The 26,077-nt window shown below is 39.0% G+C and carries 18 protein-coding genes; 13 read left to right on the top strand and 5 right to left on the bottom strand.

The features are described 5' to 3' along the window. The first annotated feature begins 426 nt into the window (after positions 1-426). The 9 genes from ACFIJK_RS03795 to ACFIJK_RS03755 all read left to right on the top strand — a co-directional run bounded on the left by ACFIJK_RS03795 (position 427) and on the right by ACFIJK_RS03755 (position 13,102). Positions 427-663 (top strand): hypothetical protein, encoded by a 237-nt coding sequence (locus tag ACFIJK_RS03795; protein ID WP_375625223.1) that lies wholly within the window; start codon positions 427-429, stop codon positions 661-663. A 334-nt stretch (positions 664-997) separates the two neighbouring features. Then, on the top strand, positions 998-3,193 hold the full coding sequence (locus tag ACFIJK_RS03790; RefSeq protein WP_375626608.1) for a primosomal protein N': 2,196 nt from the start codon (positions 998-1,000) through the stop codon (positions 3,191-3,193). Between the two features lie 1,978 nt (positions 3,194-5,171). Then, positions 5,172-5,756 (top strand): ATP synthase F1 subunit delta, encoded by a 585-nt coding sequence (gene atpH / locus ACFIJK_RS03785; protein ID WP_375626606.1) that lies wholly within the window; start codon positions 5,172-5,174, stop codon positions 5,754-5,756. After that, positions 5,756-7,291 (top strand): F0F1 ATP synthase subunit alpha, encoded by a 1,536-nt coding sequence (gene atpA / locus ACFIJK_RS03780; protein WP_375625226.1) that lies wholly within the window; start codon positions 5,756-5,758, stop codon positions 7,289-7,291. The genes atpH and atpA overlap by 1 nt, the downstream gene beginning before the upstream one ends. A 20-nt stretch (positions 7,292-7,311) precedes the next feature. Continuing rightward, positions 7,312-8,223 carry a F0F1 ATP synthase subunit gamma gene (locus ACFIJK_RS03775; protein WP_375625227.1) on the top strand — a complete coding sequence of 304 codons (912 nt, stop codon included), beginning with the start codon at positions 7,312-7,314 and terminating at the stop codon, positions 8,221-8,223. Positions 8,224-8,242: 19 nt separating this feature from the next. Next, positions 8,243-9,886: a F0F1 ATP synthase subunit beta gene (atpD, locus tag ACFIJK_RS03770; protein WP_375626603.1), complete on the top strand. Its 1,644-nt coding sequence runs from the start codon at positions 8,243-8,245 to the stop codon at positions 9,884-9,886. Positions 9,887-9,994: 108 nt separating this feature from the next. After that, positions 9,995-10,411 carry an ATP synthase F1 subunit epsilon gene (atpC, locus tag ACFIJK_RS03765; protein ID WP_375625229.1) on the top strand — a complete coding sequence of 139 codons (417 nt, stop codon included), beginning with the start codon at positions 9,995-9,997 and terminating at the stop codon, positions 10,409-10,411. A gap of 24 nt (positions 10,412-10,435) precedes the next feature. Continuing rightward, positions 10,436-12,064 carry an MFS transporter gene (locus tag ACFIJK_RS03760; RefSeq protein ID WP_375625230.1) on the top strand — a complete coding sequence of 543 codons (1,629 nt, stop codon included), beginning with the start codon at positions 10,436-10,438 and terminating at the stop codon, positions 12,062-12,064. 30 nt (positions 12,065-12,094) lie between these two features. Continuing rightward, positions 12,095-13,102, top strand: coding sequence for an HlyD family secretion protein (locus tag ACFIJK_RS03755; RefSeq protein ID WP_375625231.1), 1,008 nt, complete (start codon positions 12,095-12,097; stop codon positions 13,100-13,102). Positions 13,103-13,579: 477 nt separating this feature from the next. Here the strand turns inward: ACFIJK_RS03755 and ACFIJK_RS03750 are convergent, their stop codons facing one another. Then, positions 13,580-13,864, bottom strand: coding sequence for a hypothetical protein (locus tag ACFIJK_RS03750; protein ID WP_375625232.1), 285 nt, complete (start codon positions 13,862-13,864; stop codon positions 13,580-13,582). An 864-nt stretch (positions 13,865-14,728) separates the two neighbouring features. Here ACFIJK_RS03750 and ispG point away from each other — a divergent pair. Together ispG and ACFIJK_RS03740 are read left to right on the top strand one after the other, a co-directional pair. Then, positions 14,729-15,970: a flavodoxin-dependent (E)-4-hydroxy-3-methylbut-2-enyl-diphosphate synthase gene (ispG, locus tag ACFIJK_RS03745; protein ID WP_375626599.1), complete on the top strand. Its 1,242-nt coding sequence runs from the start codon at positions 14,729-14,731 to the stop codon at positions 15,968-15,970. A 340-nt stretch (positions 15,971-16,310) separates the two neighbouring features. Further along, on the top strand, positions 16,311-17,462 hold the full coding sequence (locus tag ACFIJK_RS03740; protein ID WP_375626597.1) for an MFS transporter: 1,152 nt from the start codon (positions 16,311-16,313) through the stop codon (positions 17,460-17,462). Between the two features lie 560 nt (positions 17,463-18,022). Here the strand turns inward: ACFIJK_RS03740 and ACFIJK_RS03735 are convergent. Beyond that, positions 18,023-18,925 (bottom strand): polyprenyl synthetase family protein, encoded by a 903-nt coding sequence (locus tag ACFIJK_RS03735; protein WP_375626595.1) that lies wholly within the window; start codon positions 18,923-18,925, stop codon positions 18,023-18,025. Between the two features lie 425 nt (positions 18,926-19,350). Between ACFIJK_RS03735 and rpmF the strand changes: the two genes are divergently transcribed. Continuing rightward, entirely contained in the window at positions 19,351-19,530 is a 180-nt protein-coding gene (gene rpmF / locus ACFIJK_RS03730) for a 50S ribosomal protein L32 (protein ID WP_005774555.1), read from the top strand. A gap of 2,075 nt (positions 19,531-21,605) precedes the next feature. Here rpmF and ACFIJK_RS03725 read toward each other — a convergent pair. The 3 genes from ACFIJK_RS03725 to ACFIJK_RS03715 form a co-directional block, all read right to left on the bottom strand. Next, positions 21,606-22,190, bottom strand: coding sequence for a CarD family transcriptional regulator (locus tag ACFIJK_RS03725; RefSeq protein ID WP_375626593.1), 585 nt, complete (start codon positions 22,188-22,190; stop codon positions 21,606-21,608). A 304-nt stretch (positions 22,191-22,494) separates the two neighbouring features. After that, complete coding sequence (gene fdxA, locus ACFIJK_RS03720; protein ID WP_375626591.1) at positions 22,495-22,836, bottom strand: ferredoxin FdxA; 342 nt, start codon at positions 22,834-22,836, stop codon at positions 22,495-22,497. Positions 22,837-22,857: 21 nt separating this feature from the next. Further along, positions 22,858-24,438: a hypothetical protein gene (locus tag ACFIJK_RS03715; protein WP_375626589.1), complete on the bottom strand. Its 1,581-nt coding sequence runs from the start codon at positions 24,436-24,438 to the stop codon at positions 22,858-22,860. 581 nt (positions 24,439-25,019) lie between these two features. Here ACFIJK_RS03715 and ACFIJK_RS03710 point away from each other — a divergent pair. Further along, entirely contained in the window at positions 25,020-25,931 is a 912-nt protein-coding gene (locus tag ACFIJK_RS03710) for an RNA polymerase factor sigma-32 (protein ID WP_015856975.1), read from the top strand. Positions 25,932-26,077: the final 146 nt, after the last annotated feature.

Genomic DNA, 26,077 nt, shown 5'->3' with positions numbered 1-26,077 from the left:
TGTTTCCACACCCATTTTGTAACGTTGTTCGGGATAAGGTATAGGGCTCATTGCGTACCAACATTTTTGCGTATTGGAATCTTTGCGTAGCGGTATTTTTATACTTATGAAAATAAGCTAGCATTATCACACACTTTGCTCATTTCCTATTTGCGATTGCTCTTGATATTTGAGAGAGCATCATAAGATACCTCCTTTTTTCAGGGGGGTACGTTTAACCTCATTTTTGATAGAAGTGAATGGATTTATTTTATCGTAAAACACCATTGAAGAAGGCATGTAAATTTTACATATGAAGTGTTTTTTTATGGTCAATACATTGATTTATTCTGTGTTACCCATTCTTCAACAATACGCTTTTGTGCTACTTGTATTGTTGCTTGATTCTCAATCAAGCTGAAAGATGTAGGCACGTGTTTTCACTTTTTGGCACAAAGCCAAGGTGAATATTGTAACGGTTCCATTTGCAATACTATTCTCCCTGTAATTCAAATCATAGGAGACTCTCTCATTGATAAGGATTTACAAATGTTCCTCGATGAGTTTGAAATGAGAAAAATTCATCGTACTGATGGTTTTTATTACAATAGGTATAATGATGATTATATTTTTATAAATCAGTTTGTTGAAGATAAATTGAGATATGAAGCGGTAAAAAAATAAACGTGTGTGTTGGGAAGAAGTTACACTATGGGATCGCTTTGTTGAAGAGCGCACTGACGATATCATGTTGAATGCTTAATAGTGATGCGCTTTATTTGCACAGAAGAAAGGCGCTAGTTTTTTTGCTATAAAGTTTTTTGTTATAGAGGATGAGATTGGTTCTTTTATTGACACTTTGGTGATGGAATGAGTGTTAAAAAGAATTCTTTTGAGAAAAGTGTTGTGATAGGGGGGATTGAATCCTGTAATGAATTTTATAAGAGTGTTTAAAGATAAGGTTTAGACCTGTTGGTGTTTAAGAGGTCGTAGATTGGTTTAAAAGATGAATTCAAACATGATAGAGGAAAAGATTGTATCCGTATTGGTTCCTCTTCCTGTTGCTCACGCTTATAGTTATAAAGTTCCATCTTCTATGGAGGTGAATGTTGGTTCCTTTGTTCGGGTTCCGGTGATGGGGCGTGAGCTTTGCGGTTTTGTTGTGGATGTTGGAGAGAAGGCAGCCGATGGGCAAAGGTCTGGTTCGGTGGCGCGTGAAAAATTACGCTCTTTGCTTCATGTTTTTGATTGTCCCCCCTTAAAGGCAGAAATGATCACATTTTTGCGTTTTGTTAGTCGCTATACAATGGCGCCTTTTGGTCTTGTGGCGCGATTGGTTTTGTCTGTACCGGCTGCTTTAGAGCCGGAAGCGCAGATGCTGGGTTTGCGATATTGTGGTGGAAATGTAGAACGTCTCACACCAGCGCGATTACGGGTTTTGGAATTGGTGCGTAATGAGAAGATATGGACACGTTCTGGTCTTGCGCATGCGGCTGGAACTTCGGTTTCTGTTGTTGAAGGTTTAAAAGCGCTAGGGGTTTTTGAAGATATTATAGTTCCTGCTCCTGATCTTGTGGCAATGCCTGATCCTGACTTTTGTCCTCCTCAGTTGCAGGGAGCGCAAAATGAAGCAGCAACAATGTTGCGGGAAGGTGTTTTATCTTCTCAGTTTCAAGTTTTTTTGCTTGATGGTGTTACGGGATCAGGAAAGACAGAGGTTTATTTTGAAGCGGTTGCTCAAGCCTTCAAAGGGGGCAAGCAGGTTTTAATTTTATTGCCGGAAATTGCTTTAACACAGCAGTTTTTAGATCGTTTTTATGCACGCTTTGGAGCTGCAGCAGCAGAATGGCATTCTGATTTGACGCCACGTCGTAGAGAACGTGTCTGGCGGCAAGTTGCAGAAGGGCGGGTGCGTGTTGTTGCGGGGGCTCGTTCAGCGCTTTTTCTTCCCTTTCATGAGCTTGGCTTGATTGTTGTTGATGAAGAACATGATAGCGCTTATAAACAAGAAGAGCGCATTTTTTACCATGCGCGTGATATGGCTGTTGCTCGGGGCTCTTTTGAGCATTTTCCTGTTATTTTATCTTCAGCAACACCGTCGATTGAAAGCCAAGCTAATGTTTTAAAAGGGCGTTATAAAAAGGTGCATTTACCTTCCCGTTTTAAAGAAGTAGCACTTCCACAGTTGCGGGTGGTTGATATGCGCCAAGGAGGGGTGCAAAAGGGGCGCTTTATTTCCTTTGCTCTTGAAAGGGCTTTAAAACAAACGCTTGATAAGGGCGAACAAGCTCTTCTTTTTCTTAATCGTCGTGGTTATGCACCTTTAACTTTATGCCGAATTTGCGGACATCGTTTTCATTGTACTGATTGTTCAAGTTGGTTGGTAGAACATCGTGCGCAAGGGCAATTGAAATGTCATCATTGTGGGTATCATGAACCACTTCCTCAAGCCTGTCCTGAATGTGGGACATTAGATCATCTCGTGGCTTGTGGACCGGGTGTGGAAAGAATTGCAGAAGAAACACAAATGCTTTTTCCTCAAGCGCGATCATTGATTCTTTCAACAGATCTCAAAGGAGGGATTGGGCAATTGCGAAGCGAATTACAAGCCATTGCAAATGGCGATGTGGACATTATTATTGGAACACAGTTGGTCGCTAAAGGACATCATTTTCCCAAGCTCTCTCTGGTTGGCGTTATTGATGCTGATCTTGGTCTTGCCAATGGCGATTTACGCGCAAGTGAACGTACCTACCAGCTGCTTTCCCAAGTTACCGGAAGAGCAGGGCGTGTGGGATTGGAAAGCTTAGGATTATTGCAAACTTATCAACCAGATCATCCTGTCATCAAAGCCCTACTTTCATGTCAGCCAGAAGATTTTTATACACGTGAGATTACAGCGCGTCAGCATTATCATTTGCCTCCCTATGGGCGGCTTGCCTCTTTGATTGTGTCTGCACAACAGCGCCAAGCAGCAGAACATTATGCGCGCGCATTGCGTCAAGCAGCGCCACGGGAAAAAAATATCTCGGTTATGGGACCAGCAGAAGCGCCTTTGGCTTTGGTTCGGGGGCGTTATCGTTTTCGGCTTTTGCTGCAAGGACAGCGCTCCTTTGATATACAAGGGTTTATACGTGCAATGCTTAGTGGTACACCCAAAATGCCCAGTTCTGTTCGGGTTCAAATTGATATTGATCCGCAAAGTTTTTTCTAAAACCAGTATCGCATAAAGTGAAGGTCTCTTTGCTTAAGATGCTTTACTTTAATATTATATATTTCAGAATAAGCATCCTAGCAGCAGAATATGATACATGTGCATTGCATTAAGCAGAGCTACGGGAAAAAATATCTTTGTTATGGAACCAGCAGAAGCGTCTCTATTATTCGAGGACACTATCATTTCGGCTTTTACTCCTTTTTTGTTTTAGGGACAGTACCCTTTTGATAGGCGGATTCTTTTTATAAGGGCGGATTATAGGGTCTGAAAATGCTTAGCTGTACACCCAAAATATCCAATTTTATACGGGTTCAAATTGATATTTATCTATGCTTTTTCTAAAATCAGTGCAATATAGTGCCATATAATATAGTGCCGTATAAAGTGAAGCTACGTGGGCTTAATGAAGGTCGTGTTTTTGATATTATTTGACCTTAAAACCTTATGCAGCAGCGTTCATAAGATGTATCAGCGCTGTACGAGTCGTACTTGCTTTTGTATGTTAGATTAGGGCGAGAGTATTGCATATATCTATTTTATTTATCTTTGACGAGCACACAGACTCATTTGGGAGCGTAAAGGTTAAAATGAGCATTTATCGTTGTCGTCCTTATTTATGGCTCTAGAATTTTCAAAAGCGCCCATAATTATAATTTTATAAATAATAACATATTGATTTATAGTGATAATATGCCGTTATTCGCTTTAGAAGCTCAACTATTTTAGGATTCTCTTATTTCAAATCTGTTTATATTGATCAATCAAAACCATTCGTTTGCATGTTACAGATGGGGGGAGCCTGTGTCGAGTGAAACTATATAAGAAAGGACTAAAATACCTCATCATCTCAAGTGTTAAGGGCTGTCGTAAAATTGGGAGATGGCAAAGTATGTGATGGTGCCAGCTTGTTCTTTCATAAGTGTGAAGATGAGGTTGCTCAATGGAGTTATCATTATAGCATTTATGGGTGCTGTCGTGAAATAGAGATTCTCCATTGTTTCATGCTTTTGTTACTTTCGTTCTCTAATGGGGGCACATTTTTCATGTAAAGCAGAACGTCCAAAACGGAATATTACAGAACATCTATTGTATTACTGTATTCATATGCTTGTTTAAACAAATGTTTTTCAGCATGCTCGAATTCATTTTACGATGTTTCTCGAGTGTAGAATGTAAAAGCTTTTATGAATGAAAACACCGCGTTAAGGTTTCCCATTTTTATTTCATAAAGGTATAAAATGGCGCCATTTATTATTCAGCTTTTAGGATTATGAAAGCTCTTGGTACTTGAGAGCGTTTATACGAGGTGTTTTTTTCTTTAATCATTTTCTTTTTTGTTTGTGATGGAGCAAGGGAGTGATTTTGATAAAAAGATTTGAAATAAGAGAATCTTTCGATGTTTGGGGCTCATCTGGTATGAAAAATGATATATTATCATTATAAATCAATATGTTGTATACTTAAAGAGTGTGTTTACAAGAAAATATACTTGGTGAATTTTTTTAAAAGGAGTGGGTATTTGAAGAAAAAAGATCAATTTTTTCTTTAATTTTTAGGAGGATATTCATTACTTTTTTTCTTATCAGTTTGCAATAATAGACTTTTTCAGTCGCATTCGCATCTCGTTAAAGGTCTTGTGGTGATAAAGGGAGTATTTTGTTATGGTGGCAAGAGCATTTGAAGCAAAATCAAAGAGAGTGAAAAAATCGCTCAGAGAATGTCAAAAAGAGGCATAAAAAAACTGTGTTGCCATCTTGTATATCTAAAAAAAATTCTTTTCAAAAATATTTTGAATATTTTATTAAAATTTTTAAAAAGCAGCGATTTGTGGTGTTGCGAGTCGGCTATGTCTATGCTAGAAACCAAGAGGTTTTTGTTCTAGGTTTTAAGAAGAAGATTCTTAAGATTGAGAATGTCTGTTTCATTTCATCTGATAACTATCAGAGAGTCGCTCAAGGGAAAGAGGCGGTATTTCGTGTCGGATTCATTTTCTCTCATACCGCTGCCGTTGGTAGATCAACGCTATGCGCAAGCGCTTTTTGATTGCGTTCAAGAAGCTGGAAACGTTGAAAAGGTTGAAAAGGCAGTGGAAGATCTTTTGCTTGTTTTGGAGCAAAATAAAGATTTAAAACGCTTTGTGCTTAGTCCATTCTTTTCAGTTAAAGAGCAAATTAAGGTGATGCAATCTGTTTGTGCAAACATCAAATTTGCTGATAAAAACGCAGGGCAGGTTATTGGTAATTTTTTACGCGTTATTGCAACAAATCGTAGGCTTAGTGCCGTATTTGGTATTTTACATGCTTTTCAGCGTTGCGTTGCGCGCGCTCGTAGGCAGGTTACTGCGCAAATTATTTCTGCGCGCCCCTTAAGTTCTCAACAAAGACAAGAGTTGTGTGAGGCTTTGGAAGGTGTCGTTGGAGGAAAAGTTTTGCTACACAGCATTGTGAATCCAACAATTCTTGGTGGATTAATCGTTCGTGTGGGATCGTCTCAAATTGATACGTCTCTTCTCACAAAATTGTCTTCGCTTAAGCTTGCATTGAAAAAAGAGGTCAGCTGATGGATATTAGACCATCTGAAATTTCAAAAATTCTAAAAGAGCAAATCAAAAACTTTGACCAAAAGGCTGAGGTTTCAGAAATTGGTTGGGTTCTCTCTGTAGGGGATGGTATCGCTCGCGTTTATGGTTTGGATAATGTCCAAGCAGGGGAAATGGTCGCCTTTCCAAACGGTGTGCGCGGTATGGCCCTCAATTTGGAAGTTGATAATGTTGGTGTGGTCATTTTTGGCTCAGATCGTGATATTCGTGAAGGTGATTGTGTAAAGCGATTGGGCACTATCGTCGATGTTCCTGTGGGGCCCGCTTTGCTGGGGCGTGTGGTTGATGCGTTGGGAAACCCTATCGATGGTAAGGGTCCCATTAAAGCAACAGAGCGTCGTCGTGTTGATGTTAAGGCTCCTGGAATTATTCCGCGTCAGTCTGTCCATGAACCGATGTCGACCGGATTGAAAGCGATTGACGCACTTATCCCTATCGGACGGGGGCAGCGTGAATTGGTGATTGGTGATCGCCAAACAGGAAAAACAGCGATTTTGCTCGATACATTTTTAAACCAAAAACCTTTTCATGAAAAAGGGGCTGGACGAGAGCAAGACAAAGTTTATTGTATTTATGTGGCTATCGGTCAAAAACGTTCGACGGTGGCACAATTCGTTAAAGTTTTAGAAGAACGTGGAGCGTTGGAATATTCTATTATTGTTGCAGCGACCGCTTCTGATCCAGCACCACTGCAATTTATTGCACCTCTTTCTGGATGTGCTATGGGTGAGTATTTCCGTGATAATGGGCAACATGCTTTGATCGGTTATGATGATTTGTCAAAACAGGCGGTGGCGTATCGTCAAATGTCTCTTTTATTGCGTCGTCCTCCAGGTCGTGAAGCTTATCCGGGGGACGTTTTCTATCTGCATTCGCGTCTTTTAGAGCGGGCTGCGAAGTTGAATGCGGAAAATGGATCTGGGTCGTTGACAGCTTTGCCGGTTATTGAAACGCAAGCAAATGATGTTTCTGCCTATATTCCTACAAATGTGATTTCGATTACTGATGGGCAAATTTTTCTAGAGACTAATTTGTTTTATCAAGGAATTCGTCCTGCTGTAAATGTTGGTCTTTCTGTGTCGCGTGTTGGTTCTGCTGCACAAATTAAGGCGATGAAGCAAGTTGCTGGCTCGATTAAAGGTGAATTGGCACAATATCGTGAAATGGCAGCTTTTGCGCAGTTTGGCTCTGATTTGGATGCGTCAACTCAGCGTCTATTGAATCGGGGTGCACGTTTGACTGAGCTTTTGAAACAGCCGCAATTTTCTCCACTTAAAACGGAAGAACAAGTGGTGGTTATTTTCGCCGGTGTGAATGGCTATCTTGATGCTTTGGCGGTTTCTGATGTTGCGCGGTTTGAGCAGGGACTTTTGGTGCTTTTGCGTAGTGATTATCAAGATCTCTTAAAGGCAATTGCTGAGCAAAAGCAAATAACAGACGAGCTGAAAGATAAGTTGATAACTGTTCTTAATACTTATGCGAAAAATTTCTCGTGATGAATTGATGGAATGCTTGAATGGCTTCACTAAAAGATCTTAGAGACCGTATCGCTTCGGTTAAAGCAACACAAAAGATCACCAAAGCTATGCAGATGGTTGCAGCGGCAAGGTTGCATCGTGCTCAAGAGGCAGCGCAGTCTGCGCGTCCTTATGCGAAGAAGATGGCTGATATTTTGACCAGTCTTGCTGCTGATGTAGATGGTGTTGATGCGCCTGCTCTTATGCGTGGTACGGGGCGAGATGATGTGCATCTCTTGGTGGTGTGTACTGCTGAGCGCGGTTTGTGTGGTGCTTTTAATGTGCAAATTGCTCGTCGTGCACGTGAACAGATTAAGGCATTGTTGGCATCTGGTAAAATAGTGAAAATTATCACTGTGGGCAAAAAAGGTGCGGATATTTTATCGCGTGATTACAAAGGTTTGATAATTGATCATATCGATTTGCATGCTGTAAAGCGCATTGGTTTTGCAGAGGCGGTGATGATTAGTCAACGGATTGTTGATTTATTCAATGAAGGCGCTTTCGATGTCTGTACGCTGTTTTATTCTGAATTTATTTCTGTGATTAATCAGCGTCCAACAGCTTTTGGCTTGATTCCGATGATTGCTCCAAAAGCAGCTGTTGAGGCAATAGATGTTGAGGAGCAAACAGATCATAGTAAAGGTTCACAATCAATTGTCTATGAGTATGAACCTGATGCGGCTTCTCTTTTAGAGGCGCTTGTGCCACGCAATCTTTCGGTGCAAATCTTTCGGGCTTTGCTAGAAAATATTGCTGGTGAGATGGGTGCCAAGATGACAGCTATGGACAATGCATCGCGCAATGCAGGTGAAATGATTAATAAATTGACGGTAGCTTATAATCGTCAACGTCAGGCACAGATTACGACAGAATTGATCGAAATTATTGCGGGCGCTGAAGCGCTTTAAATGGAAAAGGTAAGGATTGATGGTAAAAGCAGTAACCTCAAGCAAAGGAACAGAAAAAGGTGAAAAAAAGAAACCAGCTGTTCGTTCCGGCGTGAAAAAAGCCGCTTCGAAGTCTCAAGTGGATGTAACGGCTTCAGTGGATGTAAAGGCTTCCTCTGCGTCTGCGCGTAGTGCAGCTAAAGATACACCTGTAAAAAAAGATGCATCCGCAAAAAAAGAAGAGCGTGCACAAGCCGCTGTTGGTGAGATCAAGCAGGTTATTGGTGCTGTCGTTGATGTGCAATTTGAAGGTGAACTGCCAAATATTCTTAACGCTTTGGAAACAGAGAATTTGGGCAATCGCTTGGTATTAGAAGTTGCGCAGCATTTGGGTGAAAATACCGTGCGTACGATTGCTATGGATACTACTGATGGTTTGATGCGGGGCCAAAAGGTTGTGGATACAGGTACGCAAATTAGCGTTCCTGTAGGAGAAGCAACATTGGGACGTATTATGAATGTGATTGGAGAGCCGGTGGATAATGTGGGACCAATTCCTGCAACCAAAACGCGTTCTATTCACCAAGATGCACCTGCATATGTTGAGCAATCAACCATTTCAGAAATTCTCGTCACCGGTATTAAAGTTGTGGATTTGTTAGCTCCTTATTCTAAAGGAGGTAAAATTGGCTTGTTTGGTGGCGCTGGTGTTGGAAAAACCGTTCTTATTATGGAGCTTATAAACAATATTGCAAAGGCTCATGGTGGCTATTCTGTATTTGCTGGTGTGGGAGAACGTACACGGGAAGGAAATGATCTTTATTATGAAATGATTGAAAGCCGCGTGAATGTGAATCCAAAAGAGAATAATGGTTCAACGGAAGGGTCGAAGTGTGCCCTTGTTTACGGGCAAATGAATGAACCACCAGGAGCGCGTGCGCGTGTGGCTCTCTCAGGATTGACAATTGCAGAAAGTTTCCGTGATGAAGGACAAGATGTTCTCTTCTTTGTAGATAATATTTTCCGTTTCACGCAAGCTGGTGCTGAAGTGTCAGCGCTTTTAGGGCGTATCCCTTCTGCTGTGGGGTATCAGCCTACCTTGGCAACGGATATGGGGGCTTTGCAAGAACGTATTACCAGTACAAAAACAGGCTCTATTACTTCCGTTCAGGCAATTTATGTTCCTGCCGATGACTTGACGGATCCAGCGCCGGCAACGTCTTTTGCTCATTTGGATGCAACAACTGTTCTTTCGCGCTCTATTGCGGAAAAGGGAATTTATCCGGCGGTTGATCCGCTTGACTCCTTCTCGCGTATGTTGGATCCATTGATTGTAGGAGAAGAGCATTACACTGTTGCTTGTCAAGTGCAAACCATTTTACAACGTTATAGAGCGCTTCAGGATATTATTGCTATTCTTGGAATGGATGAACTTTCTGAAGATGACAAATTGCTGGTGGGACGGGCGCGTAAAATTGAACGTTTCCTTTCGCAACCTTTCCATGTTGCGGAAGCCTTTACTGGTTCGCCAGGGAAACTCGTTCCTTTAGAAGAGACAATCAAAGGCTTTAAAGGTCTTTGTGCTGGCGATTATGATGATTTGCCAGAAGCTGCTTTTTATATGGTTGGTTCGATTGATGAAGCACTTGAAAAAGGAAAGCGTCTCATGGCAGAGGCGTCTTAATAAGAAGCTTCTTGTTCAAGAGAAAACTGTCATGAATATTTTTCGTTAAAAAGGACAAGTCGTTGAAGAAAACAGAGAGTCCTTATATCGGGTATTGTGGAGACTTTTGTGGAAAACAATAGAGAAGAGCATTTTTTATTTGAGCTTGTATCGCCTGAAAAAATTGTGTTTTCAGAGCAGGTAGTGTCTGTTGTTCTTCCTTCAGCTTCAGGTTATTTGACAGTTATGGCGCATCATGCGCCATTGGTAGCAAGCATTGTGTTGGGTAGTGTGCGTGTTCGCACCTCTTTGGGTGAAAAATTGTTTGCTGTATGTGGGGGCGTTGCAAATATCACCTTTTCGGGCTGCTCTTTATTGGTAGAGCACGTTGTGGCTGTAGAGCATCTTTCTTTTGATGTATTGGAACAGCGGATTTTGCAGGTTCAAGCGACATTAGAAGGAGGGACAAGAGATGAGGATAATCACAAAATAGAGGCTTTTTTCCAGCAATTGTCAGCTGATGGTGCTGTGTTGATAGAAGCGTAGCAGCGTATACAGGAAAAAGGTGACATGAGCGGAAAAAAGAGTACGGTTGTGTTTGCTAAAAGGGGCGGAAAACCTTTTCCTCGTCCTGGTCGTGTTTTTGCAGGACCTTTGCCGAAATGTTTTGTTTATATTTTTGCTTCTCTTATTTTGCAATGGGCTTATGGTTTAGGGGCTAATATTGTTCAGTCTAACATTGTCCATCTTACGGGTGATTTTCACGCAACTTTGACCGAGACAACATGGTTGGTAGCGGCCTATATGGCGCCAAATGTGAGTGTAGCGATTATGTTGATCAAAATCCGCTATCAATTTGGGTTGCGTGCTTTTGCTGAATTATCAATCCTTGGTTTCGTTTTGGTTTGCGTGTTGCAACTCTTTGTTACGGATTTGCGTTCTGCATTGATTATTCGCTTTTTTGCTGGGATTGCTGCTGCTCCTTTGGCTTCACTTGCGCTGCTTTATATGATGGAGGCTTTTGCTCCAGCAAAGAAGTTTACTGTTGGTCTTAGTTTGAATTATATGAATGCGGCTTTAGCGGCACCTTTATCGCGTTTGATTTCTCCTGATTTGCTGGAAAATGGTGGTTTTTCTAGTCTTTCCGCTTTGGAAATGGGGTTGGTTCTCATCAGCTTGGTCTGTATCTATACTTTGCCTTTAACGCCTGTTGTCCGCAGTAAGGTTATTCAAAAGTTAGATTGGATAAGTTATGGTTTGATTGCTCTTGGTCTTGGATTAAATGCCGTGATTATGTCTGTTGGCATATTGTATTGGTGGTATGAAGCGCCATGGATTGGTTGGGGGCTTGCACTTGCTATTTTCTCGTTGGCTATTGCTATTATTATTGAGCTTAATAGAGAAAAACCGCTGATTGATTTACGTTGGATTTTCAGTAAAGAAATGGTTCAATCTGTTTTTATTTTATTGATCTTTCATGTTTTTTTGTTGGAACGGTCAAATTTGCCCGTAGGTTTTTTTAATCTTTTTGGTTTGCTTAATCGTGAGATGGCGCCCATGTATCTTGCGGTGACATTGGGTACTCTGTTAGGGGGGGCTGTTTGTGTCTTTTTTTTACGGGCGGGGCGTGAAGATTATTTTTATTTGTTATCTTTAGGTTGTTTGGCGCTGGGAGCTTATTTAGACAGTCGTGTAAACTATTTAACACGTCCGAAAGATATGATGTTGAGCCAAGGGTTGGTGAGTTTTAGTTATGCACTTTTTTTGCCTCCTGCTCTTTTCAAAGGGTTTGTGATTGCTGGTGAGCGAGGACCGCGTTATGTTTTGAGTTTTATTGCGGTTTTTTTGCTAACACAAGTGACAGGGGGATTGATGGGATCGGCTTTTTTTGGCAGCCTACAGTTTTATTTTGCCCATAAAAACTTTGAGTCCTTAACACAAAATATTGTTGTGACTGATCCGCTTATTTCTGGTGAGATGAATACTTTGTTTTCGCCTTCTTATGGTGCTTCTGTTCCCCATGGCTTGAGCAGTGAACAGGGTACTTCTATGTTGATAGAAAAATTTAAGTTAATAGCAAATATTTTTGCTTATGATGACGTTTTTCGGCTTTATTTTTATATTTCAATGATTGTATTCATTATTTTTCTTGTCACAATGGTTGTTAAGTCATGCTCTTTGCAGGCGTTAGAAAAGTAGAATGATGCCCATAGAAGAGGGGTGCAAAAAATGATAAAAGCATTACGGTCAAAAGCTACGATTGTTGCATTCTTGTCAGGTGTTACGGGTGTTTTGCTGATTTTGTGGGCTTGGAGACTTCCTCCTTTTGTGAGTAACATTCAAATAACGGATAATGCTTCCATTAAGGGCAATGTTACTCTGGTTAGTTCACAGATCTCTGGGGTGATTGCACGGATTTATGTGCAAGATTATCAACGTGTTGAAAAAGGAATGCTGCTCTTTGAGCTTGATGATTCTCTTCTTCGTCAGCAGCTTGCACGGGCACAGGCTGTTCTCGATTCAAAAAATGCAAAACTGGCAAGTATTGAATTGCAAGCTCAGATTTTACAGGGAGAAGTTAATGCTGCAGAAGCAGAATTAACGCGTTCACGAGCATTCTCTAATGTTGTTCCTGATAGTAAAAAGTTAGGCTTTGGTGATGCTGCAATTTCTGTTTCTCGCCCTCTTTCACAACTCTTGGCAGCCCTAGAAACAAAACGACAATTGCAAAAACAATTAAATCTTGAACGGCAAAGTTTACAGTCAGAAGTTTCGGGAGCAAAGGTGAGTGTTGAGTTGGCAAAACTTAATCTTGATCATACGAAGATTTTATCTCCTAGAACAGGCTATATTGGATTGGTTGGCGCTAAGGTAGGGCAATATGTTATGCCGGGTACGCAATTGGTTTCTGTTATTTCTGATGATATTTGGATTATTGCTAATTATAAGGAAACGCAACTTTCTCAGATGCGTGTGGGACAACCGGTTGTTTTTTCTGTTGATGCATTGAACAACAAAAAGTTAACGGGGCGTGTGGTTCGTTTTGCTCCGGCGACAGGTTCAGAGTTTTCATTGTTAAAAACAGATACGACAATTGGTAATTTTATCAAAATTGCGCAACGTATTTCAGTACGGATTTCTTTAGATCCTGGGCAGGAGGGGATTGAAAAGCTCATTCCTGGGATGTCTGTGGTTACGTATGTGGATACTTCGCAGCGGGTCGATTCTGGAGGATAAATTTTGGGTTTTTTCAGTTTAATTCTTGTGTCATTTACTTATAGCAAATGGGTATTCACATTGGAAGATTTCGTTTGGTTTTTTATAATACATCTTTTAAAGCTCTTAGGCTCCTTAATCTTCTATATCATGATGTAAAATAATGTTCCTTAAAATATTAAAGCGCATGCATCTTTACTGACTTCCATTTCTTTTGAAATAACTCAGTAGGGGGGATAGATGCAATGTTGAAAACTTTTCTTATAGTTTCTCACAACACTGTCCTTTGAGATGTGGTGCTACCGCGTGTTTTGAGGATAGGGGTAAGGAGACTGCCAGATAGAAAATTGGATAATAGATTGGTGGAATGGATGGAAAACTTATCTTTTGGAGGAAAGCGTAAAGTTAGGGGGAAAGATGTAAAGTTTATATTTTGTAAACTATAAAAAATGCCCGCTTTGAGTCGGGCATTAAAAGGGAAGGTTGTTGGTTGTGTTGTTAATTTTTACGGATCAGCAAGAAGCTTACTAAAACGACTCCTGCTGTTAGTGCGAGGGTTTTTTTAGGATTTTCTTTCGCTTTTTTCTTTAATTCTGCAGCATGTTCGTTGAGGTGATAAAGCGCGTGACGGCCTTTTTGTTTCCATGTGTTAAACAGCTCAGAAATGTTTTCAAAGTTATCATTTTGAGAACTCCAATGATTTACGGGGACCAGCTCTCTTTTTAATTGTGCTATACGTTTTTTAATTTTAGCATTTTTTCTATGGGGTGAAAATAGACACATTTATTGACTCCTTCATGTGTTAAATTGTTGTGTGACAGTTGGAATTGTGTTTGGGGTTTTGCTATAACGGCTTGAAAATTGAAAGGTTGCATTGATAATGCCGCGCGTGGGTGAGATGAGAATTAAGAGTTTGGTTTTAATGAGGCATTTCTTAATGTGCTCGAGTTCATTTCGTGATGGTGTTTGTTAAGGATTTAAGGTAAAAATTTTTACAAAATGGTGTAAAATTCATTCTATCATCTTTATTTCATAAAGATGTAAGTCGGTGTCTTCATTTTTTTGTTTGTTTAAAGTGTTGGGATAGCTTTTGGCACTTGAAATAGTTTATAAGGAATTTTTATCTACTTGTTCTTTTGTGGCTTTAGGGAGTGGTATTGATTCAATTAAGAAGATTTAAAATGAGAAAATCTTACGATATTTGGGGTTGCCATTCAAATTTGTAAAAAATTGATTATTATAAATCAATGTGTTGGATTAATTGGGCGGTGTCTTTCATGCATTTTTAAAAATTGCGCTTTGATAGGTGTTATCTGTTGTGTTGTAAAGCACTGTTTTGCGATGACGTGGATGTGCGGTATAGGCATGCAACTTAAAAATACAGTATTGTCTCTGTTTGGTTTCAGTTTCTTTTTGAATCAACCAAGTGTAGAAGTATAAACTTGAACAGAAGTAGTAGAACTTATCCGGTGCGTCTATAGGATGAATCGCACCTATGAGTTGAATTGCATCAGTGGTTAGTAGGTGGAACCTTTTGAGAGTAATCTGTTAAGATTGGGGGGCGGTGTAATTTTCGTCCTTTGAAGCGTGGAGGAAGTCAATGTAAATGATGATTGATAGCGCAGGTTTTAAAAATTTGAGGACTTGATGAGTACGACCTATTTTTTATCTAAACCACTTGAGCGTCGTCGATCTGTTGGTGTTGCTGTTGGTGATGTGATCATTGGGGGGCAGAGCCCGATAGTTGTACAGTCAATGACCAATACGGATACAGCTGATGTTGATGCAACTGTTGCTCAAGTGGCTGCTCTTTGGCAAGCTGGTTCACAATTGGTTCGGATTACTGTTGATCGTGATGAAGCGGCGGCAGCTGTACCAAAAATACGGGAGCGATTGGAGAGGTTAGGATTTTTTGTACCCTTGGTTGGGGATTTTCATTATATTGGACATAAGCTTTTATCTGATCATCCTGCGTGTGCTGAGGCGCTTGCAAAATATCGCATCAATCCTGGAAATGTTGGTTTTGGCGCAAAAAAAGATCGTCAATTTGCAGAAATTATAGAGATTGCTTGTCGGTATCATAAACCTATTCGCATTGGCGTGAATTGGGGCTCTCTTGATAATGCATTGTTAACACGGCTTATGAATGAAAATGCACAGCAAGAAAATCCTTTATCGGTTGCTGAAGTGATGCGGGAAACTGTTGTGCAGTCTGCTCTGCAATCGGCTCTTTGCGCTGAAGAGATGGGGTTGGGACGTGATAAAATTATTCTCTCTGCTAAAGTGAGTGATGTCCAAGATCTTATTGCTGTTTATACCACCTTGGCGGCGCGTTGTGATTATGCTCTTCATTTGGGATTAACGGAAGCTGGGATGGGAACAAAGGGCGTTGTTGCTTCTTCGGTGGCTTTGGGCATTTTATTACAACAAGGGATTGGCGATACAATACGAATTTCCTTAACACCAAAACCTGGTGGTGATCGGACACGAGAAGTAAAGGTGGGGCAAGAACTTTTGCAAGTAATGGGTTTTCGGCAATTTTTGCCTGTGGTTGCGGCTTGTCCTGGTTGTGGGCGCACAACCTCAACGGTCTTTCAACAATTGGCGCAAAAAATTGAAGCAGATTTATACAAAAATATGCCTGTTTGGCGTGAAAAATACCCTGGCGTTGAAAGTTTGAAGGTTGCCGTGATGGGATGTATCGTCAATGGACCGGGGGAGTCAAAACATGCAGATATTGGAATCTCTTTGCCTGGAGTGGGGGAAAGTCCTGCGGCACCTGTTTTTATTGAGGGACAAAAGGTAAAAACTTTGCGGGGTGATCACATTGCTGAAGAATTTGAAGCGCTTTTGAGTGATTATATTCATACACGCTTTGGACAGGGTTGAAATAAATTCTTGGAGTGCATTTTTTCTTCATTAAAGGCTGTGTTTTTGCTTGTAAATCAATATTCAGTCCTCATTGTGGTTGCATGTTGAGAACAAGATGATCGTTCATAAATTGAGGCGCTTCTTCATTGTTTTCAAGTATTTCTCTTTGATAATACTGTCTTCAAACAGATCCAATAGAAAACTAAACGTGACATTATTTCCAGCAATTTTCAGAATATCAAATTGATAGGATTGGAGTTCTATATAGCGGCTATTGCCATATTTGTTATAAAATTTAAGCTTTTATCTTTATATAAAAGGATGTATTGACACCTTTCGTGGTGTTATTGGGGAATAGATGACAAATATATTAGCGTTTGGATTTTTATTTAACGGTATAAGAATTTTAACAGGTGCCTTTATTGTATTTTATATGCTTGAAAAAGGGCTAACTCTTATTGATATCGGGATCATTAAGTCGTTTCAGGCTTTTATTATGATGGTTACAGATATTCCTCTGGGATATTTTGCCGATAGAAAAAGTTATAAAATATCTATCGTTTTGGCAGCGGCTTTTGCTGCTACATGGCTATGTCTCATGGGATTTTCTACAAGCTTTTATGGTTTTCTTTTGGCAGAATCTTTTAATGCCTTATCGCTGACATTGATTGCTGGCGCCTATAATGCTTTACTTGTTCAATATGCAAAAGCAAAATTGACATCGACTAAAAAAGTGCTTGGTTCTAGCTCTCAATATAATTACATCGGCATGTTTATATTCAGTTTAATCGGCGCATATTTTGCTGATTATTCTAGCCAATATATATGGTATATCGCGGCGTTTTTAATGTTGATGACAACACTATTTGGTTTGTTTTTTCTTGATGACCTGAAAGGAGAAAAACAACCAAATAAAGCGAATTCTCTCATTTATGATGCTAAAGAGATGTTGTCTATTTTTATTAAAGTTCCTTATATCTCTTTATGCTTTTATTTTTCACTGATCTTTTTCAATATATTCTCGCAGTATTGGCAGTGGATATTTAAAGATCATAATATTAATGTCACTTATTTTGATCTTGGTGTGACATTTTCACTGATATTGCTCTCTCAGCTCTTGGCTAGTTTTCTCTTTACAAAACTAAGTGAAAGAGTGAATTTTATTTTACTACTGTTTCTTTCGGCTTCACTGATTTTTACAATGGTTTTCTTTGAGCCAAGAAAAGAAATTGCTGTTATTTTAGTCTGTATGATTTTTTACTTAATTAAGTATACATATCTTCGTGTAGAAGTTATTTTGCACGATAGTATTAGTGATCATTTCAGGGCTACATATGAATCTTTTTTGTCAACCGTTGGGAGATTTAGCTTATTGGTATTTTTTTACATGAGTGCGTATATGGTCAATATATTTGGCTTTTTCTCACTCGTTTATATTTTTGCTATTTATTTATTGATTTACTTGTTGACGGTATTTTTTTTAGAAGGAACTCTCAAAAAAGTTCAGTGAGAATATTAACTTATTACGATACGTGTTTTATAGGGTTTCATAGTGGAGCAAGGCTTTTATTTATTAAGGCGCATCGTTGTTTTGCATGTTGAATGAGAAAGCTGAATAGTGTCAGTTATTCTTATTTAAAATCTATGTATGTTGAAGCAATCAAAGTCATCTGCTTATACGTTATAAGTGGGCATGGCATAACAATCATTAAAAAGGAAATAAAAATGCTTCTCATGAATATTGTGTCAAGAGTTGCTGACAAGATTGGACGCTGATAAAGAAAATGATTGTGCTGGATTATATGCTTATTAAGGAATGGTAATGGAGCAGTTTTCCTATTTTCTTTCATTCTTTAATGGAAGGCACTTTTCATGCAAAATAGGATACCCAGAATACACTTGTGTTATAAATTCACGCGGCTTGTTTTAATGAAATTCCTCTCAAGATTTGTCGCATCCATTTCATGATAAGGACTATAATGGAGATTAATGGTAACGTTTCTTTGAAAAGTCTATTATGCATTTAACAAAGATGACGATTTACACTACGTGCAATAGCGTGGATGAAGTTTAATTTTTGCGTAGTGCACTAAAGTGTGCTGCTTGTTGGAGGGGGAGTGCTTTAGCGCCAAAAGGATGTAAGAATGCTTCTGCTTTACTGATGAGTGTATCTCGCTTTTTTTGGGTTTCTTCAATGCCGTAAAGATGAACAAAAGTTGCTTTTTGTGCCGTTTCATCTTTCCCAGCCGTTTTTCCTAGGGTTTGCGTGTTGGCGGTGACATCAAGAAGGTCATCGGTTAATTGAAAGGCTAAACCAAGATAGGTACCAAAATCAGTAAGCTTTTCGGTTAATTCTTTGGACGCATTGCCAATGATGGCGCCTGCTTGGCAAGCAAAGCTTATCAGGGCTGCTGTTTTCATGCGTTGTAGAGTGGTGATGTCAGTACTTTCTTGCGGTCTTTTTTCAGCTTCGAGGTCCAGCATTTGTCCACCTAACATACCGCCAAGTCCTGCCGATTGTGCAAGAGACGTGATCAGCTTTATTCTAATGTCTGTCGATAGAGTACTGGCTTTATGGGCAATGATTTCAAAGGCAAATGTTAAGAGGGCATTGCCTGCTAGAATTGCTGTTGCTTCATCAAATGCTATATGGACGGTGGGTTTTCCACGCCGGAGTATATCGTTATCCATAGCGGGAAGATCATCATGAATGAGCGAATAACAATGGATACATTCTAAGGCACATGCAACATCAAGAGAATGTTCTACAGGAACATCAAAAAGTGCAGCACTTTGAATCACAAGAAAAGGACGCAGGCGTTTTCCACCGTTCAGCACACCATAGCGCATGGCTTTGATTAAGTTTTTAGGGCGTGAAATTTCACCATTTTGGATTTGATCACTTAATAGGGTATCAAGCCGCTTTTCAACGGTGTATCCATGTTTTGCAAGAAGGGTGGTAAATTCGTGCATTCTTGCTTCCTTTGTTTTTACAAAAATGAAATTATGAAGTTTTAAAAGAAAGGTTGTCGCTTTTTCTTGTTTTCATAAATTGGCGTCGTTTTTTATTAAAAATCAACTTCTCTTTTTATCCATATCTCTATTGTATGTGCAAATCCCTTTTTAAGCCAAATAAAAATTGAATGAAGGTCTTATAAAAAAGATTTCATTGGTGTATAAAATTCTCAAATTTTGCGGTGTTTTGGATATTCATTTGATCATTTTGACATCATTTTTGATAAAAAGAAGGTCATTTTTGGTAAGAGGAGGAGCATTTTGACATTGCCTCTTCTTGTTTATCAGTGTATAACGTCTTAAAATTTTATGGTGTTTTTAAATGAAGCATTGTCATTTTTGACATTGCTTTTTCTGTTTTAATGGATTTGGAGTGTCTTTTTATGGCTGTACCTAAACGAAAAACCTCTCCAGCGAAGAGGGGCATGCGCCGTTCGGCTGATGCTCTGAAGGCGCCGACTTATATTGAAGATAAAAATTCTGGTGAATTACGTCGTCCTCATCACATTGATTTGAAAACGGGAATGTATCGCGGGCGTTCCGTTTTAGTGGTTAAAGACTGAGCGTTTTATCTCTTTTCCAGTAGTAAACTTCTTTTGATTCATGAGTGAATGCACGTTTGTGGCGTGCATTTTCGCTTTAAGATGGATGTTGAGGTGTCTTTGCATCGCTCTCATCACATTGATTTGAAAATGGGAATGTATCGCGGGCGTTCCGTTTTAGTGGTTAAAACTTTAGCGTTTTATCTCTTTTCCGGTAGTAAGCTTCTTTTGATTCATGAGTGAATGCATTGGGTAAGATGCGTTTTTCGCTTTTTCTTGAGAACATGTGTGGGATAAGGCTTTGCCATAGAAAAATGATTCTATTGTGAGAGATGATTTTTTTGTTTTTTTGAGAGGTTATAAAGGATTGCTTGTGTCAGTGTCTTTTATGATGATTTTGTTAAGAGCTGGGGTATTGATATAAGGTCAGTAATGGAATCATTTTGTATTGCACTTAATTTTTGCTTACTGTAGAGGGAATCCTATTAGATCGTAAAATATCGTCGTTTAAGGCGGTTGACCCATGTAAGGCTTTAAGCATACTGGTGTTTTTTATGAGAATATTTAAGGCAATGGTTTGTCTATAGGCTTATATTGTGACATGTGATTCTCAGTAAAAAAATAAAGATTTACATCACATTGATTTATAAAGATCATTCGTTTTTTTTTACGCCTTTAATGAAAGGTCTATCGTAGGATTCTTTCATTTTGAATCAATGACAATGACTTGCTTTTCGCTCACAAGTGGGGCTGGCATGTGGGTAAAAACTCTATAAGAAAGGAAAAAATGTCTATAATGAATATTTTCAAATGTAAGGATTGTTGTAACATTGGGGGTTAAGTGTATGATGATGCCAGCGTGTTTTCTTATAAGCAGAAAAGAGAAAACCGTTACAAGACAAAAGGTGTACACATTCAATACTCTTTAGTGCTTTTGATGATAAAGACATATGAGACTTTTCTGTGAATATCACGCTTTCTTTTCATATTTTTGTGAATATAAGGGATTTGTTACGAACAGCTTGTAAAATAAGTAAACTTAAAACCAGATGTGTTATATGTGGGGTTGAGAAAAGTATTTTATCAAAGCCGGTATGGTTCTCCAGTTCATAGCTGGTTTATAAATGGTTTTAGGGTGTTACTTACCTAAGTTTGTGATTTTTTTGTTATCTGTTCATCAATATCTAATCTTTAGCGGTCTGTTTAAAACAGAGGTTCAGACTTTTAAGAGTTCTATGAATCATTTTAGATTTTGTATGTCCGATTGGGGTAAGAATATTGCGTACATCTCGTAATCTCTGAAATGAGAATATAACCTCATTTTGGAAAAATATGAAGTTGCAAGGGATAATACCAACGCTCGTTTGTATTGTTATTTTTTAAGTTAACTTTACAGCTTTCAAAAATATTTGGAATGCCTTTTATAGAATGGAGATGATGGTTTATTTCATGCTTTTGTTTATCGCGTTCTTTAATGAGGGAATGCTTCTCATGCAAAATAGAGCGACCAAGACAAAATATGCTTATGTTGTACCGTTACGCATTTTTTAAAAGGAATATTTTTCAATATTTGTTGCATCCATTTTATGATGGCATTTTTGAATGTTCTAATGGTTTTGTAGAAGGGCAAAAGGTAAAGTCTCGGTGCAGTGTATAAACGGTACTATGATCTTTACGCTTAATGAAAAAGTAAGCCAGCAGTCTTACACATTTTGCTAGATTCCAATGTTGGTATGTCCTTTGGCACTTGAGACAGTGTCTCGCTCTTTTTGTATAGTTTTTACCCACAGATCAGCCCCGCTTGTGATTGACAAGCAAGTGATTTTGATTGATTCAACACGAGAGAAATTTGAAATGAGAAATCTTACGATATTCAAGATTCTAATTTAATATGAATAATGCTAGATTATGATGATTAATCAATTTTTTATCTATGAAGCAAGAAAATGAGGAGGAGGGATTTGTCGAAAAGTTAGATTGTTTATAGATTGGCGCTGGTTAAGAAACTTTGTCCTTAAGGGCAGAGAGGATGTTAAAAAATAAAACCAGCGAAAAGCTGGTTTTATCAAAATATCTCATTATGATGAAAGAGTGTGTTATGCAGCGTAGACAGCTTTACTGTTTTCATCTGTTTCTTCTCTCTCAGTTTTAAATTCGCATTTTGGCTTGTTGGAGAGATGCATCTCTATGAGATTGATAGCTTCTGTTTCAGAAAGACTATTAATAACTGCAATTTCGCGGGCCATTCTTTCAAGAGCAGCTGTATAAAGTTGGCGCTCAGAGTAAGATTGTTCAGGCTGTAGATTAGAGCGAAAAAGATCACGGACCACTTCGGCGATACAAATAAGATCTCCGGAGTTGATTTTAGCATCATATTCTTGCGCACGACGTGACCACATGGTTCGTTTAACGCGTGCTTTTCCACGTAAAACTTTTAAGGCGCGTTCGACAGAGTCACTAGCAGATAATTTACGCATTCCAACGGAAAGGGCTTTTGCAATGGGGACTTTGACATCCATCTTATCTTTCGCGAAATGAATGACAAAAAGTTTTAGTTTATGTCCTGCAACTTCTTGATCTTCAATCGCTATAATTTGTCCTACTCCATGCGTAGGGTAGACGATATATTCAGAGGTTGCAAATTCTTTGGTCTTGGAAGACGCTCCATGTTGGGATGCCATATTTTAGTTTACTCCCTTATGATCAACAAATGTATCGGAAAACAGGTTATAAACCTGAGGGTTGAGTTTTCTTTAACCAAGTATATTGTACCAATTAAGTGAGCATAAAAGCCGAGTACTTTTAAATCCAAAAAAAATACACTGCTTTACTATAAAAAGCAAAGAAAAATACTTAGAAAGATGATCATGTTAAAATAACACTAACATCAAACTTCCAAAGAATCAATCATTTCGCTTAAGGATTTTTTTATTTTTAAAAGGGAAGTCTGTCAATTGTTGAAGGAGGAGGGTTCGCACTGTATCATTAGTCTTCGCCGCTTCCTGGATTTTCTGAAAAATACTTTTCTAATTTATTTGGAACGCCATCCATTTCTTTTGCTTGAGGAAGAGGATCTTTTTGGGTGGTTATATTAGGCCATTTGTTTGCATAATGAAGATTAAGTTCTAACCACTTTTCTAATCCTGGTTCTGTATCAGGTAAAATTGCTTCTGCTGGGCATTCTGGCACACAAACACCACAATCGATGCATTCGTCGGGGTGAATAACAAGCATGTTTTTCCCTTCATAAAAACAATCAACAGGGCAGACTTCAACGCAATCCGTATATTTGCAGTGAATGCAGTTGTCGGTTACTACGTGGGTCAAGATCAAACTCCATTTGTTACTTTAATTCTCTTTAGAGGAAAGTGTATGCGTGTTTTTATGATTGGTGAGTTGATCGCGTAGTATAGCTAGTTTCGCAAAAGGTGAATCAGGATTAAGGCGCTTTTCTTTTTGAAAAGGCTTATGATTTGCATGTTTGCCTTGGGATTTGTGGAACTTATAAGAGCGTTTTGTTTGTGATGGAGCTTCTTGAGGGGAATTTTCATTTGTGTGTTCCGCTTTTTTTACAGCGCTCTTCGATTTATTTTGCCACTTATTTCCTAATTTATCACGTTTTTTTTGTGCGTGGTGGTGAAATTGATGTCTATAATGCCATAGTAAAATAACTTTATCTTCTTGTGTAGGGAGAGGGGGGGGGGCAAAATTCCCAACAGGTTCAGCTGCCGGTAAATGATTGGTTTTATGGGGATATTTTTCAATACCAGAGGATAAAGTATTTGGGTATGAGGTATTTTTTTCTTCTCGTGTTGTTTCTGTATCGCTTATTGTTTTCCATTGACTGCCAACGCATTCTGCTGCAGGAACATCTTGCATTGTTCCATTGACAGAGGAAGAGGCTTGGTGTGCAAGGAGATTTTGTTCAAAAACAGTATTGCTTATGCTGTACGATTGGTAACCAAGTCCTTTGAGGATTTCTTCCATATCGTTTCCATTGGCCCCAAGAATGGACATCATGGTTGGTGTAACAAAAAAACTTTTGCCATCATAGGCGCCATCGGGTTTGGGATCATTTCCTTGTTTCCAATGAAGTGCGGGGCGGATGAGATTGGCGAGACGTTCTAAAATATCAATCCTTACAGCACGTTGTCCTAAGATTCGGTAGCCGGCTAATTGATAAAATTGGCGGTTATAGGTAGGGTCAACAATCAAAGAGGTTCGACCAGCAGATAATGCTGACAAAATTTCACCCACACCAGTTTGATCTTGTTCCGCATTTTGAAGATTCCACAGGAGAGTAATGGCTTGAACCGGAGCAGGTTTAAGCATTCCGGCAACATAGATGTGAAAAGCGCCAAAACGTACGCCTAGACGCCGAAGCACGGCACGTGATTCTTGCGCAAGTTCTTTGACAATGTCTAAGACTTCGCGGCGTGGTAAAATCCCTAAAGAGTTAAAAAGTTGTAAAGCAAGACTGTTTGTTGAATCCGTTAAACTATCAGCATTACGCAAATCAAACAGGGGTTTTAAAGTCGTTTCAAAATGAAAGGTGACAAAGCGTTCTAATCGCTTCACAACGTTATTGCGGGATTCTCCAGTGAGTTGTTCATCTGCTAAAACAATCAGTTTTGGTTTGAAAAAATCTTCTGTTGCTACAAGCTGTCCTACGGGTTGACCAATCCAGCGCACAATTCCATCAGAACTGAGGGTAAAATCTCCATTTGCACAAGCACAAAAACGTGTCGCGCGTTTGGAAAAAGCAAGAATCAAATTTTCATTCTCTGTTGAAATTTGCTTCTCATCTATTTGATCAGTACTGTTTTTGTTGGCATAAAAACGAAAACCTTCAAATTTACCCCTTCCGTGTTTTTCAATGAGAATATCATCTTGAAGAATTTCATCCTGTTGAACAATCTTGCTATCCATGATCATTTTCTTTCTCAGTGCGAAATTGGTCAAAAGCTTTTTGCGACAATTTCATAATGCTTCTTTTTCTTTAACACGTTTGTTGCGTTTGCTTCAATCACTCTTGTCGTTTTTTGCTGTTTCTTTTTGCGTCTTTAAAACTTGGATGATTCTTTTTTTTATTCAGTTTTCATTCAGTTTTGATGCTTTATATTTGTAAATTACACTTATTGGTTGTATTGTAAAGCTGAAAGCATAAATAAATTCTTCAATTTAAAAGGAAACAGAACCGGTTATTAAAAAACAGCTTTTGTTTTACATGATCATTTTATTTTTTTTGTTGTTTTGTCATGAAAAGTGAAGAGAAAGTTTTTTCAAATATTTCATAGGCTAAAAGGCATATTGTAAAGGCATTTTGCAGGTGAAATTGTGTCTTATGACAAGAATTTTTACCATGACAGTAAAAAAAAACAATTGCGATTATAAAAATACACGTTAAAGTAGTGGGTACAGAAGTTAACAACTTTTGCGTTCTTTTTAAGCAAAGAACAATGATGTCGTTGCCAAATCAATTTTGATAATTTTAATCGCAAGGGGTTATTATGGGTAATCTTTCAAATGCTGTTTATAAAAGCAGCAAAAATTATAGCGATGCAGACAAAAGCTTAGGACGTAATATGATGCGTTCTGCTATGCAAGCGCCTTATCTTGAACGGCAAAAAGAGCATGATTTGGCTCTGCGGTGGAAAGACAAACGTGATGATGATGCCATGCATCAAATTGCAGCAGCTCATATGCGTTTAGTGATTGCTATTGCTAACCGCTTTAAACGTTTCAAAATGCCATTGGGGGATTTGGTACAAGAAGGGTATGTGGGGCTATTAGAGGCAGCTGCACGTTTTGAACCTGATCGGGAAGTGCGTTTTTCAACGTATGCAACGTGGTGGATACGCGCTTCTATTCAAGATTATATTTTGCGAAATTGGTCAATTGTTCGAGGGGGAACGAGTTCTTCGCAAAAAGCACTTTTCTTTAATCTTCGGCGTTTGCGTGCAAAGCTGATACAAGATGATAGTGCTTTGTCAAAACAGGATATCTTTCGCACAATCGCTGAAAAGCTTGGCGTTTCCGTGCGCGATGTTGAAACGATGGATTTTCGTTTTTCCAGTTCTGATAATTCCTTGAGTGTTTCTGTTTCTGAGAACAGTGATAATCCCATTGCTAAGATGGATGTTTTGGTGGATGATAGTCCTCTTCCTGATGCTTTAATTGAGCAAGTAATTGATGGTCAACGGCGTACACAATGGCTTTACGACGCGTTACAAATTCTCAATGAACGGGAGTTGGAAATTATTCGCTTTCGTCGCTTAAATGAAGAGGGTGCGACTCTTGAAGTTTTGGGTGAAAAATTAGGAATCTCAAAAGAGCGCGTGCGTCAAATTGAAGCTCGGGCTTTGCAGAAATTGCGTTCTGCTCTTCTTACGGTTCATTCAGAAGATGCTTACGATATATAAGCAGTAAAAGGCTTTGTGGGAGGAAGAGAGAGAACGTATAAGTAAGGGGGTATATGAGAGTATGATGAAGTTGGATTTAGGGGATTACCAGATTTGTCTAGGAATATGCCTCCTTGGGGATGCTTTTGGTGCTATTGATGAACAGA

This window comes from Bartonella sp. PS17NMGDW, assembly GCF_042193555.1.
GTDB classification, from domain to species: domain Bacteria; phylum Pseudomonadota; class Alphaproteobacteria; order Rhizobiales; family Rhizobiaceae; genus Bartonella; species Bartonella grahamii.
The sequence above is the reverse complement of the archived record's forward strand: the minus strand, read 5'-3'. Positions and strand labels throughout refer to the sequence as shown.